The organism is Streptomyces sp. NPDC021115, from assembly GCF_044333065.1.
Lineage (GTDB): Bacteria > Actinomycetota > Actinomycetes > Streptomycetales > Streptomycetaceae > Streptomyces.
This window is the reverse complement of the sequence record NZ_JBIRQF010000002.1, coordinates 637,777-650,985: the sequence shown is the minus strand read 5'-3', so window position 1 is coordinate 650,985 and position 13,209 is coordinate 637,777. Positions and strand designations below refer to the sequence as shown.

General features: G+C 70.9%; 14 protein-coding genes and 1 tRNA gene. 3 read left to right on the top strand and 12 right to left on the bottom strand.

Annotated features, from left to right (window positions below):
* Positions 1-19: 19 nt before the first annotated feature.
* The 7 genes from ACH4TL_RS08565 to ACH4TL_RS08535 all read right to left on the bottom strand — a co-directional run bounded on the left by ACH4TL_RS08565 (position 20) and on the right by ACH4TL_RS08535 (position 7,472).
* A complete protein-coding gene (locus ACH4TL_RS08565; RefSeq protein WP_398309925.1) occupies positions 20-2,776 on the bottom strand; it encodes a Tat pathway signal sequence domain protein in 2,757 nt (918 codons plus the stop codon).
* 82 nt (positions 2,777-2,858) lie between these two features.
* Positions 2,859-3,461 carry a hypothetical protein gene (locus ACH4TL_RS08560; protein ID WP_398309928.1) on the bottom strand — a complete coding sequence of 201 codons (603 nt, stop codon included), beginning with the start codon at positions 3,459-3,461 and terminating at the stop codon, positions 2,859-2,861.
* Positions 3,462-3,466: 5 nt separating this feature from the next.
* A complete protein-coding gene (locus tag ACH4TL_RS08555; RefSeq protein ID WP_398311533.1) occupies positions 3,467-4,333 on the bottom strand; it encodes a carbohydrate ABC transporter permease in 867 nt (288 codons plus the stop codon).
* Between the two features lie 17 nt (positions 4,334-4,350).
* On the bottom strand, positions 4,351-5,364 hold the full coding sequence (locus tag ACH4TL_RS08550) for a carbohydrate ABC transporter permease (RefSeq protein ID WP_398309931.1): 1,014 nt from the start codon (positions 5,362-5,364) through the stop codon (positions 4,351-4,353).
* 11 nt (positions 5,365-5,375) lie between these two features.
* Complete coding sequence (locus ACH4TL_RS08545; RefSeq protein ID WP_398309936.1) at positions 5,376-6,659, bottom strand: ABC transporter substrate-binding protein; 1,284 nt, start codon at positions 6,657-6,659, stop codon at positions 5,376-5,378.
* A 207-nt stretch (positions 6,660-6,866) separates the two neighbouring features.
* Positions 6,867-6,938: transfer RNA gene (locus ACH4TL_RS08540), tRNA-Val, on the bottom strand.
* A gap of 75 nt (positions 6,939-7,013) precedes the next feature.
* Positions 7,014-7,472, bottom strand: coding sequence for a TIGR02611 family protein (locus ACH4TL_RS08535; protein ID WP_398309939.1), 459 nt, complete (start codon positions 7,470-7,472; stop codon positions 7,014-7,016).
* Positions 7,473-7,662: 190 nt separating this feature from the next.
* On the opposite strand from ACH4TL_RS08535, the gene ACH4TL_RS08530 reads away from it, so the two are divergent.
* Positions 7,663-8,076 carry an SsgA family sporulation/cell division regulator gene (locus ACH4TL_RS08530; protein WP_003959770.1) on the top strand — a complete coding sequence of 138 codons (414 nt, stop codon included), beginning with the start codon at positions 7,663-7,665 and terminating at the stop codon, positions 8,074-8,076.
* Positions 8,077-8,276: 200 nt separating this feature from the next.
* On the top strand, positions 8,277-8,840 hold the full coding sequence (locus tag ACH4TL_RS08525; RefSeq protein ID WP_398309942.1) for a CGNR zinc finger domain-containing protein: 564 nt from the start codon (positions 8,277-8,279) through the stop codon (positions 8,838-8,840).
* A gap of 3 nt (positions 8,841-8,843) precedes the next feature.
* Here ACH4TL_RS08525 and ACH4TL_RS08520 read toward each other — a convergent pair whose 3' ends face one another.
* Together ACH4TL_RS08520 and ACH4TL_RS08515 are read right to left on the bottom strand one after the other, a co-directional pair.
* Positions 8,844-9,014 (bottom strand): hypothetical protein, encoded by a 171-nt coding sequence (locus tag ACH4TL_RS08520; protein ID WP_398309945.1) that lies wholly within the window; start codon positions 9,012-9,014, stop codon positions 8,844-8,846.
* 69 nt (positions 9,015-9,083) lie between these two features.
* On the bottom strand, positions 9,084-9,554 hold the full coding sequence (locus tag ACH4TL_RS08515) for a hypothetical protein (protein ID WP_398309948.1): 471 nt from the start codon (positions 9,552-9,554) through the stop codon (positions 9,084-9,086).
* Positions 9,555-9,689: 135 nt separating this feature from the next.
* Here ACH4TL_RS08515 and ACH4TL_RS08510 point away from each other — a divergent pair, with 135 nt between their 5' ends.
* Complete coding sequence (locus tag ACH4TL_RS08510) at positions 9,690-10,199, top strand: DsbA family protein (protein ID WP_398309950.1); 510 nt, start codon at positions 9,690-9,692, stop codon at positions 10,197-10,199.
* A gap of 61 nt (positions 10,200-10,260) precedes the next feature.
* Here ACH4TL_RS08510 and ACH4TL_RS08505 read toward each other — a convergent pair whose 3' ends face one another.
* The 3 genes from ACH4TL_RS08505 to ACH4TL_RS08495 form a co-directional block, all read right to left on the bottom strand.
* Positions 10,261-11,106 carry a GNAT family N-acetyltransferase gene (locus ACH4TL_RS08505; RefSeq protein ID WP_398309953.1) on the bottom strand — a complete coding sequence of 282 codons (846 nt, stop codon included), beginning with the start codon at positions 11,104-11,106 and terminating at the stop codon, positions 10,261-10,263.
* A gap of 84 nt (positions 11,107-11,190) precedes the next feature.
* A complete protein-coding gene (locus ACH4TL_RS08500; RefSeq protein WP_398309956.1) occupies positions 11,191-12,012 on the bottom strand; it encodes an aminotransferase class IV in 822 nt (273 codons plus the stop codon).
* Positions 12,009-13,127 carry a chorismate-binding protein gene (locus tag ACH4TL_RS08495; protein ID WP_398309959.1) on the bottom strand — a complete coding sequence of 373 codons (1,119 nt, stop codon included), beginning with the start codon at positions 13,125-13,127 and terminating at the stop codon, positions 12,009-12,011. Before ACH4TL_RS08495 ends, ACH4TL_RS08500 begins: the two co-directional genes overlap by 4 nt.
* Positions 13,128-13,209 lie beyond the last annotated feature (82 nt).

The following is a 13,209-nucleotide window of genomic DNA, read 5'->3' as shown; positions in this document are numbered from 1 at the left end:
AAGTGTGCGGCAGCCCCCGCTAGCCGGGCAGCTTGTCGCCGAGCAGGGCCAGGTTCTGGATGGCGGCCAGGCCGTACTGGGCGGTGGCGTTGGTGCTCACCCAGGGCGCCTCGACGCCGGGCACCAGCACGTCCGGGCCCGTGACCTTGGTCGTCTTCCAGCTGACGGAGGCGTCCGGGTAGCCGTCGCCCTCGTGGTACTCGGTGAACTTCTGCCAGGCGCGGGCGGCCAGTGTGTCGTCCTTCAGCTGCACGGCGGCGTAGGCGTCGAGCCGGGAGTGGCCCTGGACGAGGATCAGCGAGCCGAAGTCGGTGCCGTAGCGGGCCTTCTGCTCGGCCTTGGTGGCGTTGAAGTAGCGGCAGTAGTCCAGCCAGGCCTCCTTGAACTTCGGCATGTCGATCAGGTCGATGACCTCGGCGCACACCTCGACCAGGCCGAAGACGGCGGACAGATGGGAGACGCTGACCCTGGGCTTGTCGGCGACGGCGTACTTGCCGGTGTCGAGGTCGTACAGCCCGCTGCCCTGGACGAAGCCGTTGGGCTGGGCCGCGATGGTCTCCATCGTGGAGCGCAGCCGCGCCTCGGCCTTCTCCGCCTTCGGGCCGCGCCGCTCCCATTCGGTGAGCCAGGCGCCCGCCAGACCGCTCCAGTCGGTGCCGAAGCCGATGTCCAGGGCGTGCGGATCGGGCTTGTAGTCGGGGTCCTCGCGGACCTTGCGCTGCGGATCGAGGACGAGGAACGTCTCGTCGGAGTCGACCAGGGCGTGCATGATGTCGCCGATCCGCTCGTCGGCGGTGAGGTAGTAGAGGTAGCGGCGGTAGAGGGCGGTGGAGATGCGCTGCTGCTTGGCGCTGTCGGCGAAGTGCTGGACGCCGTGGCGGGTGCCGAGCCCGGTCCATTTGCCCAGGTGGTAGGCGTCGACCTCGCCGGTGTGCCGGGTCATGGCCTCCGCGAAGCGGTAGATGTCGGCGCGCCCGGAGCGCAGATACGCGAGCCAGAGCCACAGGTCGGGCGAGAGTTCGGAGTTGTCCCAGGCGTAGCCGCCGACGTCGTACCGCCACTGGTGCCGGTCCTCGTCGTACGTGTGCATGATGTCGCCGTAGTCCCAGAAGCCGTACCAGCGGCGCTGTTCGACCTGGCCCTTGTGGTACGCGAAGAGGAGGTCGAGACGATCCTCGATCTTCGCCTTGGCGGCGGTGGAGCGGTCGACGGGGGCGAAGAGGCCGCCGAAGACCTTGGCGCGGACCAGGTCTTCGGGTCCGGCGACGAGTTGCGGCGGGGTGCGCAGGGCGGCGGCCTGCTGGAGGAGGGTGTCGGCGCCGGGGGTGGCGGCGTTGGCCCAGAAGGTCAGCTCGCTGGTGCGGGCGATGCCGTACGGGGTGCCGAACTTCGGCTCGTAGTCCTCGTACGTGATGTTGAGCCCTTCCAGCTGCTCGGGGTAGGTGTCCTGGCCCAGGCCGTCGTGGTAGAAGCGCAGGTCCATGGGCTGGGCCTCGGGCGACCAGAGCCACAGGGTGACCTCGGCCTCGTCGCCCGCGGCGCCCCGGATGTCGAGCTGGGCGGGGAACTTCTCCCAGAAGTCGCGCAGTCCGAAGGAGAGCCCGCCGCTGACCCCGCCGACATAGCCGAAGCCGGACGCCCGGCCGCCGCCGCCCGCGGGGATCCAGCCGTGGCCCGGCTTGGTGCGCTTGCGCAGGGTGAAGCCGTCGGCGGAGAGCTGGGAGAGGGTGTAGTCGCCCCAGGTGGGGATGAGGTGCAGCCGGCTGGTGACCCGCTGGTCCCAGGTGGCGGGGTCGGCCAGCTTCTCGCCCTTGACCTGGGCCTTGCGGACGCTCGCGCCGGGGTCCCGGCGCAGTCCTGTGATGCCCTTGACGGCCTCGGTGAGGAATCCCTTGTCCTCGCCCGCGATGCGGATGTGGCGGTCGTACGCCTCGTCGCGCATGGGGACCGAGAAGCGGACGCCGAGGCCGCGGATGAAGTCTTTGTTCTGGTCACCGTCGAACGTGATGGTGTGCACCATGCGGAACGAGTCGGCGCCCGCGTAGAAGTAGAGCCGGACGCTGAAGGGGAGCCAGCCGCGGCCGCCCTTGCGGTGCTTGCCGTCGATGCGGACGACGGCGCGTACGGGGCCCTTCTGCTCGACCTTGGCGCCGCTGATCTCGCCGTCGAACCGGTCCCACTTGGCGCTGCCGTGGTCGCCGTCGTCGATGTCGCCCTGGCGGAGCAGGACGAGACGGCCGTCGCGGGCGATCTCGGTGCTTCCGCGGGTGACGGACCGTACGAGCTTTTCGCCGTCCTTGGAGATCACGGCCTTGATCACGCCGGTGTCGACGGTGATCCTGCCGCCCTTCTCGCTGACGGTGACCTTCTTGGCGGGGGCTGCGGGCTCACCGGGGCTGAGCCGGTAGGCGGTGGTGTCGCCGAGCCCCTCCCCCGCCGCGTGCGCGGTCCATTTGAGCGAGCCGTCGGGCCAGTAAGCGGTGGCCCAGGTCTGGAGGGGCACGTCCTTGCCGTCGGCCGTGGTGAGGGCGAACGTCCGGTCGGCGGGGTGGGCGCCCTTGGGCCAGGGGACGCCGAAGGTGGTGCCCGCGGCGGCGCCGAGGCCGCCGTCCTCCAGCCAGGTGATCTTCATGGGGTCGTCGGCGGCTTTCTCGTCGGCGACCCGGTCGGCGGCGGCAGCCTGCGGGGCGTTCCGCGCGAGCAGCCAGGAGAACGGGACGGCGGCGCCGGTGGCGGCGGCGGCCTTGAGGAGGTTGCGCCGGGGGATCGGGGGCATGTCGGTCTCACCTTTCGTACGGGGGCAGGTGCATGACATGGGTGGCTTCAGGGGACGGCGACGCGGGACGGGCGCCGCCGGGTCAGACGCGGGCGCGGCGCTCGACCGCGACCGCACAGGCCGCGAGGGCGCCCACCGCCGGGGCGGCCAGCGGCAGCATCTGCCAGGCGGCGACGGTGACCACCGCCAGCCCGCCCGCCAGCAGCAGCGATCCGCCGGGGTCGGCGGCCAGGCCGCGGCGTACGGCGGTGCGGGCCACCGCGGCCCAGCCCGCGCCGGGCCGCCACGCGGCGGCCGTCCGCAGCCCCAGGACGATCACCGTCAGCGTGCCCGCCATGCTCACGGCGATCAGCGCGGGCCCGCCCGGCAGGGCGCCGGTGCGGGCCACGCGCAGATCGAAGGCGAGCAGCGCGAGCGCCGCCCACCACAGCAGGGAGAACCGCCAGCCGCCGCGGGTCGCCTCCCGCACCCCGGAGACGAAGTCCCGCAGCGTGGAGCGCTCGCCGTCCAGATGGCGGCGCAGATGCGCGCAACCGGCGGCGAACGACGGGAGCAGGGTGAGCAGCGGCAGCGCGGCGAGCACCACCCACACCCCGGTCAGCAGACACTCGGCGAACAGGGAGAAGCGCACCAGCCGCCGCGCGGGCCGCTCGGGAGCGCGTACGGCGGCGGTGTCCCGGACCACGGCCCTCAGCCCTTCAGCCCGGAGGTCGAGGCGCCCTCGACCAGATAGCGCTGGAAGGCGAGGAAGAACAGCAGCACCGGCAGCAGGGCCACCAGCGACATGGCGACCATGCCTCCGTAGTCGGCGACGCTGTCCTGGTCGATGAAGAGCTTCAGCCCCATCGAGACCGTGTACTTGTCGGGCTCGTTGAGATACAGCAGCGGGCCGATGAAGTCGTTCCAGGACCAGATGAAGGTGAAGATCGCGCTGGTGATCAGGGCCGGGCGGCACAGCGGCAGCACGATGTTCCAGTAGATGCGGAAGTGGCCGCAGCCGTCCAGCCGCGCCGCCTCGTCCAGCTCGCGGGGCAGGCCCCGCATGAACTGCACCATCAGGAAGACGAAGAAGGCGTCCGCCGCCAGGTACTTGCCGAGCAGCAGCGGGACGTAGGTGTTGATCAGCTCCAGCTTCTGGAACAGGATGTACTGCGGAATGATCAACACCTGGAAGGGCAGCAGCAGGGTGGAGATCATGAGCGTGAACAGCGCGTTCCGCCCGGCGAACCGGATCCTGGCGAAGGCGTACGCCGCCAGCGAGCAGGAGATCAGCACCCCGATCACCGAACCGACCGCCAGGAACAGCGAGTTGGTGAAGAAGGTCTGGACGGGGACGTCCGCGATGCCGTCGGCGAGCCGCCGGTAGTTCTCGGTGATCGGATCGGTGGGCAGCAGCTGAAGGCTGCCGATGATCTCGTCACCGGGCTTGAACGAACCGCCGATGACCCACACCACGGGATAGAGGATCACGGCCAGCACGGCGAGCGCGCCCGCGTGCCAGGCCACCGAGCGGATCCGCGCCCGGCCCGTGCCGGTCAGGGACTTCGAGGGCGTCAGGGAGGTCGAGGGAGTGGTCACCGGGCGTCCTCCTCGTAGTGCACCCAGCCGCGCTGGGTCTTGAACAGCACCGCGGTCACCAGGCCGATCCCGAGCATCAGCATCCAGGCCATCGCGGCGGCGTAGCCCATGCGCAGGTTCCGGAAGCCCTGTTCGTACAGGTACCAGCCGTAGACCAGCAGCGAGTCGCCCGGGCCGCCGGTGTTGGTGCCGGAGCCCGCGAGCACGACGGCCGAGGTGAAGACCTGGAAGGAGTGGATGAGTTCCAGCAGCAGATTGAAGAAGAGCACCGGGGAGATCATCGGCAGGGTGATGGAGCGGAACCGCCGCCACGCCCCCGCGCCGTCCATCTCGGCCGCCTCGTACAGCTCGCGCGGCACCTGCTTCAGCCCGGCGAGGAAGATCACCATCGGGGCGCCGAACTGCCAGACGGTCAGCGTGATCAGGGTGGGCAGGGCCCAGTCCGGGTCACCGATCCAGCCGCCGACGTCCCAGCCGAACAGACTCATCGACTTGTCGACGATCGCTTCGTCGTTGAAGATCGCCCGCCAGACGATGCCGATGCTCACGCTCGCGCCGATGAGCGAGGGCGCGTAGAACGCCGAGCGGTAGAAGCCCTGCCCCTTGCGCGGCTTGACCAGCAGCAACGCCACCCCGAGCGCGGCCAGCAGCTTCAGCGGGGTGCCGATCAGGACGTACTTCAGCGTCACCTCGACCGACGTCCACCAGCGGTCGTCCCCGAACATCTCGCGGAAGTTCTTGAACCCGACCCAGCGGGGCGGGTCGAAGAGGTTGTAGTCGGTGAACGCCAGATAGAGCGAGACCAGCATCGGGCCGAGCGTGAGCACCAGGATGCCGACGCACCAGGGCGTCAGGAAGAGATAGCCCGCCAGGGTCTCCCGGCGGGCGGACCGCCGCCCGGCCGCCGCGCCCTGAGCGTCCGGCGCGGCCCCCTTGCGGGGCCCGGGCCGGGGCGCGGCGGCCGGGAGCTGCGCCCCCTCGGCCGCCGCGCGCGTCGTGGTTCGTGTCACGGAAGCTCTCCTCACGAGCCGAGCGCGGATTCCGCCTCGTCGAAGAACTGGTCCACGGCCTTGTCCACCGAGCTCTGGCCCACCGTGACATCGGCGTAGGTGCGCAGGAAGGCGGCCTCGGCGACATCGGTGCCCGCCGGGTGCGGAGTGATCGGCTCCAGCTTGTCGGTCACGCTCTTCTCATACGCGGCGATCTTGGCGTCGACGCCGGTGGGCTTGTACGCCTCGTTCTGCGCGGTGGTCGCCGGGATGCCGCGGTTGTAGCCCATGATCTTGCCGACCTCGGGATCGTGCGTCATGAAGTCGATGAGCTGGGCGACTTCCTTGGGGTGCTGGGTGCGGGCGGAGCCGCTGAGCATCAGCGAGGAGAGGTACTGCGCGGTCCGCTTGCCGTCCGTGGTCGGCAGCGGCCCGAGTTCGAGCGGGGTCTTGGTCTCGTCCGCGAAGCGGACCATGAAGTTGTCCCAGGTGAACTCGGCGGCCGACAGGTTGGCGCTGATGGTCGCCTTGGGCTTGGCCTGTTCGGTCTTCTTGCCCGGTACCAGCTCATCGGCCTTGGCGTGCTGCTGCCAGGTGTTCCACCACTGCTTGAGGTCGTCCTTGGTGAAGCCGAGCTTCTTGTCCTCGGTGAAGAACGCCTTGCCGTGCTGGCGCAGATAGAGGTCGTACAGGTACATCACACCGGCGTTGTCGCTGGCGCCGTAGAGCGTGCCGTCGGACTTCCGCACCTTCTTGGCGGCGGCGAAGAAGTCGTCCCACGTCCATCCGTCCTTGACGGTGACGCCCGCCTTTTTGAAGGCGGCCGGGTTGTAGAAGAAGCCGAAGGTATTGGCGCCGACCGGCACGCCCCAGAGCTTTCCGTCGATTTCCCCGGATTTCTCCAGGCCGTCCCGGAAACCCTTGAGATTGAGATTGCCCTCCTTGGCCTGCTTGTTGAGATCGAGGAGCAGATTCTTCTCCCCGTACTTGCGCAGGAAGGCGTACGAGTTCTGGAAGACGTCCGGTGCGTTGCCACCCGCGGCCTGGGTGTTGAACTTGCTCCAGAAGTCGGCGTATTCGGCGAAATCCGTCTTCACGGTGATGTTCGGGTGCTTCTCCTCGAAGAGCTTCACCGTCTTCTTGATCATGACGGCCCGGTCCTTGGCACCCCACCAGGCGTAACGGATGGTCACCTTCCCGCCGGACGAGCTGCCGCCGTCGCCGCCGCAGCCGGTGGCCAGCAGCCCCAGCGCGACCAGCCCCGCCGCGGCCCCCCGAAGCCCTCTCGCCCTCGCCGTCCATCGCCGAGCACTCATGACACGCCCCTCCCGGGCAGGTCTGTCCGAGCTGCCCCCACGAAACCACGCTTGAAACGTTTTAGGTAAGCGCTTGCCGGGACAAGTTAGAGAGCGGCGCCGCGTACGTCAACGGTTCGGACAGGATCGATACGGAAGCGCTTCAACGACGAGCACGCAAACGCCGAGGGCCCGGAGGCTGGAAGCCTCCGGGCCCTCGGTCCGGGGTGGGCGATACTGGGTTCGAACCAGTGACCTCTTCGGTGTGAACGAAGCGCTCTCCCGCTGAGCTAATCGCCCGGGCGCACGGCCAACATTAGCGTATGCCGGACCGTGCTCATGACCATCGCACCCGGCCGGACGGCCGGACTCGGCTCACTCCTTGATCTTCCAGGGCATGACGAGGCCGAACTTCCACACGTAGACCGTCACGGCCACGGCGCAGATCACGACCCCGATCGTGGTCAGGATGATGTTCCGCTTGCGCACCGCCGGATCCAGGGCCCGCTGGGCCGCCTCGGTGACCTTGCGCTTCGTCCAGCGCAGCACCAGTTGCGCCCAGACGAACTCGGTCGCCCAGATCGCCATGCCGCCGAAGATCACCAGCCAGCCGGGGCCGGGCAGCGGAAGCATGATGATGCCTCCCACCACGACCGCCAGCCCGACGATGAAGACCCCGACCTGCCAGCTCAGGTGCAGCGTGCGCGACCGCTTGATGAATCGCGGCGCCCGGGAACCGAAAACCGGCTCCTCCGACGACGCGTCGTCCCCCGTCGCGACCTCGGGTGCCGGTGGCACGGCATCCGCACGTCGCTCGTCACTCTCCGCATTCATGCGACCCAACCTACCCGATGCGCCGAAGTCACCGTAATGGCCGCACCGGCGGGCCCGCGGCTCGGCCGCTTGAGCTATCGGAAGACCCGCAAAACGGTCAGAGGGGTTTACAACGGCACCGTAGGTGGCATGTCGATTTCGCCGACGTGCGAATCCCCGAGCGCACACTGAGCGAAAGGCCCTGGCGCTTATGAACACCACGGTCAGCTGCGAGCTGCACCTGCGCCTCGTTGTGTCGAGCGAGTCCTCACTGCCTGTACCCGCGGGACTGCGGTATGACACGGCCGATCCTTACGCCGTGCACGCCACCTTCCACACCGGAGCCGAAGAGACGGTCGAATGGGTTTTCGCCCGCGACCTGCTCGCCGAGGGGCTGCACCGGCCCACCGGCACCGGAGACGTCAGAGTGTGGCCGTCCCGCAGTCACGGCCAGGGCGTCGTCTGCATCGCCCTGAGCTCCCCGGAGGGGGAGGCTCTGCTCGAGGCCCCGGCGCGGGCCCTTGAGTCGTTCCTGAAGCGGACCGACGCCGCTGTGCCACCCGGCACCGAACACCGCCATTTCGACCTCGACACCGAGCTCTCCCACATCCTGGCGGAGAGCTGAGACCCGACGAGAGCTGAGCGCGGCCGTCCGACTCGGGGAGACGGCGACATCCCAAAAATGGCAGAGGCAGGCGGCGGTGCCGCCGCCGTGGAACCGTCCGCGGCGGCGGCACCGCCGTGTCGCCCCGCCGTGTCACGCTCCGGGCCCGGCGCCGCTAGAGTCGAGCGCGTCGGAGGACCCAGCGGGCCAGGGAGCCAATCGTGCTGATCAACCACGACACCCGGTGCGCGCTCGACGCGGTCGTCGACCTGGTGAACACCGCACCCGGGGACGCGAGCGAGGATCGCCTCGCGGACGTCGCCGCGCTGCGCCGGTTCGTCGAACGCAACGACATCAGCGACACCGGCACGCTCGGTGAGCGCGACCTGACCGCCGTACGCTCCGTACGCGCCCGGTTCGCCGAGGTCTTCGCCACGGCCGGCAGCGGCACCCGGCACACCGCCGAACTGCTCAACACGATGATCGCGGCCGCTGGGACCACTCCCCGGCTGACCGACCACGACGGCTACGACTGGCATGTGCACTATTTCGCCCCGGGAGCGTCCCTGGCCGACCATCTCGCGGCCGACGGCGGCATGGCGCTGGCGTTCCTCGTGGTGGCGGGCGAACACGAGCGGTTGCGCCGCTGTGAGGCCCCGGACTGCCGGTTCGCCTTCGTGGACCTGTCGCGCAACCGCTCCCGGCGCTACTGCGACAGCCGCACCTGCGGCAACCGGCTGCACGTCGCCGCGTATCGCGCGCGGCGCAAGGAAGCGGCGAGCTGAGCGTCACCACCGGTAGAGGTCGTGGAGCGCGGTGCCGAAGAGCAGCATGCCTATGAAGGCGAGGAAAAGCATCAGCGGCGGCTGGGAGAGGGCGAACAGACAGCCGCGCGGCTCGTCGCTCGGTGGAACAGGGGGTCGTTCGAGAGGGGATTGCTCCCCGGGTGTGTGCAGCATCTCGCCGGAGATCATGGCGCAGCGCGAAGCCCCGCTGCGACCGACGAGCGCTTTTTGATCGGGAGGTTGTCAGATCCCGTGCTTTTTGAGAATGGCCTCGATATCTGAGAAATCTTCTGTACCGGAGCTGCCAGAGCTGCCCGCCCCGGTCGGTTTCGGCGTGCCCGCCGCCTTCGCTCCGCCGGCCCCGCGCCCGGCCCCCAGGGCGGGTCCCGAGGCTCCCGGGGCCACCGCCCCGTTCCGCTCCGCCGCGGCCGCCGCGCGCCGCTCCTTGCGGGTGCCGCCCGCCCGGCGCTCGGCCGCCCGGCTCACCATGAACAGCAGCCAGGAGAGCCCCAGCAGGCCGAAGCCCGCCCAGACCGTCGGGTTGAAGACCAGACCGCTCAGCCAGTCCAGGATCCCAGTCATCGCCAGGCCCACCGGAAGCAGCGCGTAGGCCGCGATCCGGACCGCGGTCCGGAAGCGCTTGCGGTACGCGGTCAGACCGGCGATGCCCAGACCTGCCGCGGACAGCGCCGCGCAGATGGTGTCGGTCAGCATCCGTTCCTCCCGCCGATGGGTCACCCAATATGTCCATCGTGCACCCCTCGGGGCGGCGGGGGCCACAGCCGGGGCCCGGGATCAGGGTCATCTCCGGGTTCGGAGGAGGCCCCGGGGGCTGGAAGACTGACCCCCATGAGCGACACCGATCCCGCCCGACCCGTACTCGACGTGTGGTGCGAACTCCAGTGCCCCGACTGCCGTACCGCGCTGACGGACGTGCGCGCCCTGCGCGAGCGCTTCGGCGACGCCCTGGAGATCCGGCTGCGGCACTTCCCGCTGGAGCGCCACAAGCACGCCCACGCGGCGGCGCAGGCCGCCGAGGAGGCCATCGCGCAGGGGCAGGGCTGGCCTTACGTCGAAGCCGTGCTGGCGCGCGCCGAGGAGCTGAGCAGCCGGGGTGAGCTGATGCTCGTCGAGGTGGCGCGGGAACTGGGCCTGGACGCCGAGGAGATGGACACCGCTCTGATCGACGGCCGCCACATCCTGATCGTCGACGCGGACCAGGCCGAGGGCAAGGCGATCGGGGTGACCGGCACCCCGACGTATGTGATCGGCGGGGAGCGGCTGGACGGCGGGAAGAGCCAGGAGGGGCTGCGGGAGCGGATCGAGGAGATCGCGGCCCGGCTGCTGGACCGTTCGTAGACGAGGGGCTTCGGCGTAGCGGCCTTGGCACGGCGGCCTTCGGGCAGCGGCCGGGTCGCGCTCAGAGCAGCGGCTTGACGAGGTGGTACTCGACCGCCTCGTAGCCCAGCGACTCGTACAGCCGCAGCGCGGGGGTGTTGCCGCCGAAGACGTGCAGGCCGAGGGTGCGCGCCCCGGCGGCCAGGCTGTCGCGCTCGGCGGCCAGCATCAGGGTCCGGCCGTGGCCGTGGCCGCGGTGCTCCTCGGCGACCTCGACGGAGAAGACGTACGCCTCGCCCCGCTCCTCGGCGTCCGGCTCCCCGGCGCGCAGCGCGATCCAGAGGGCGCCCACGTCCGTACCGCCGTGGGCGAGGACCCGTAGCACCGTTCCGGGGCTGGCGAGGCCGTGCGGCAGCAGCGCCGCGTAGTCGGCGTCCGCCTTGGCCTCGGCCGCGTCCGGGGTGAGGCCGCTGTCCAGCACGCTCTGGACGTACCGGGCGCGCTCATGGGCGTGCCAGGCCGGGTAGTCGGCCTCCGACATGGCCCGTATCGCGCTGCCCGGCGGCAGCTCCGGCGGCTCGGCCAGCGGTTTGATCATGTTACGGCCGCGCTCGCGGTAGCCGAGCGCGGCCGCCAGCCCGAGGGCGGTCGCCGCCCGGGCGGGGACGCCCACCACCAGCCGGGTGCAGTTCCAGCGGCGCAGCACCTCCTCGGCGGCGAGCGCGGCGACCGTGCCACGACCGCGGTGCCGGTCGGCGGCGTCGATGTGGAGGTGCTCGATCCGCCCGACGGCCGGGCCCAGCCGGAGGTCGGTGGTGAGCCGCACGCTGCCGACGGGGCGGCCGTTGACGCACACCTCGTACGAGCGCGCGCGCCCGCCGTCGTCGGTGTACCGGTCGGGCGTGGTGGGCCGCAGGGTGGTGGTCACGATGGTGTTCTACCCGGGCCCGGGGCGCACGTCATCAGGTTTACGGCGAGAGGCTTCCGTTCCGTTTGCCCCGGCCCGTACGGGTCACGGGTCGAGGTCGGAGGCCGCCCGCTCGGTGAAGATCCGCATGGCCTTGGCGGTGACCGGTCCCGGCGTGCCCGGTACGGTCCGGTCGTCCACCTGCCGTACGGCCTGGACGTCGCGGGTCGTGGAGGTCAGGAAGACCTCGTCGGCCCGCTCCAGGACGTCGAACGGCAGCTCGGTCTCCCGGGCTCCCACCCACTCCAGGACGAGGGCGCGGGTGATGCCCGCGAGGCAGCCGGAGGCGAGCGGCGGGGTGTGGAGTTCGCCGTCGAGGACGACGAAGACGTTGGTCCCCGTGCCCTCGCAGAGCCCGCCCACGGTGTTCGCGAACAGGGCCTCGGTGGCGTCGTGTTCCCGGGCGCGGGCGAGCGCGACCACGTTCTCGCCGTACGAGGTGGTCTTGAGACCGGCGAGCGCGCCGCGCTCGTTGCGGGTCCAGGGGACGGTGACCACGGCCGTGGTGTCCGCCCTGCGGTGGGTCTCGACCAGCGCGACGACGAGCGTGGGGTCCGCCGTGCCCCGGTCGGAGCCGAGGGGCGAGAGCCCTCCGGTGTAGGTGATCCGCAGCCGCCCCAGCGGCATGGGGTTGTCGGCGAGGACCGCCTCGCAGGCCCGCCGCACCTCGTCGAGGTCCGGTTCGGGCAGGCCCAGGCCGCGCGCCGAGCGGGCCAGCCGGTGGAGATGGCGGGTGAGCGCGAAGGCGCGGCCGTCCAGCGCCTTGACCGTCTCGAAGACGCCGTCGCCGACCGTCAGCCCGTGGTCGAAGACCGACACCTGGGCGCTGTCGGCTTCGTGCAGGGATCCGTCGAGCCAGATCGTCACCGCATGGTCCTTCCCGTCGGCTGTTGTACTTCCGACGCTACCGCGAGCAGTCGCGCCGCCTTGAGTTCGGTTTCGTCCCACTCGCGCTCCGGGTCGGAGCCCCAGGTGATCCCGGCCCCGGTGCCGAAGCGCAGCACGGCGCCGCCGGGGGGCGTCCGGTCGGTCCCAGTCCGGTCGGTCCCCGTCCGGTCGACGCACGTCCGGTCGATGCATGTCCGGTCGATCCAGAAGGTGCGTATCCCCACGGCCAGCTCGCCGGTGCCGCGGCCCGCGTCCACCCAGCCGATGCCGCCGCAGTACGGGCCGCGGGGCGCGGTCTCCAGCTCCCCGATGACGCGCAGGGCACTGGACTTGGGCGCCCCCGTCACCGACCCGGGCGGAAAGGCGGCCGCGAACAGCTCCGCCCAGCCCGCCCCGGGCGCCAGCTCGCCGCGCACCGTGGAGACCAGGTGCACCAGCCCGGGATGCGGCTCGACCTCGCACAGCGCGGGGACCGTCACCGAGCCGGTCACGCAGACCCGGCCCAGGTCGTTGCGGACCAGGTCCACGATCATCACGTTCTCGGCGTGGTCCTTCTCCAGCAGGTCCTCCGCCGAGCGGCCGGTGCCCTTGATCGGCCCGGACTCCACCGTGCGGCCCGAGCGGCGCAGGAACAGCTCCGGCGAGGCCGTGGCGACCTCCACCCCGTGGTCCGGCAGCCGCACGGTGCCCGCGTACGGGGCCGGGTTGCCGCGGGCCAGCAGGGCGGTCAGGGCGTCCACGTCCGCCGCGTACGGGTCGGGCAGCGGCGCGGAGAGCACCCGGCAGAGGTTGGCCTGGTAGACCTCGCCCGCCGCGATGTGGCGGCGGACCCGGCGCACGCCCTCGGTGTACCCGGCCCGGTCCAGCGAGGAGGTCCAGTCGGTGGTGCGGGGGCCGCGCCAGGCGCCGGGGGCGGGGGCGGGCACGGGTTCGCGGCGTACGTCACCGAAGCGGGCGCAGACCACACGGCCTTCGAAGTCCGCGACAACAGCCCAGAAACCCTCGGTGTCGAGTGCCGAGGGATCGCTCGTCACGTCGCGAAGATCGGTGGCGAGCAGGCCGCCGAAGCGGGCGAGCGGGGGCAGGTCGTGCACGCTTGCGAGTCTATGGCGCCTGGTCACAGGGGTCGCGGGAGGGACCACCGCGGGACGGCCCGCCGGTGAGCAGGGCAGCACG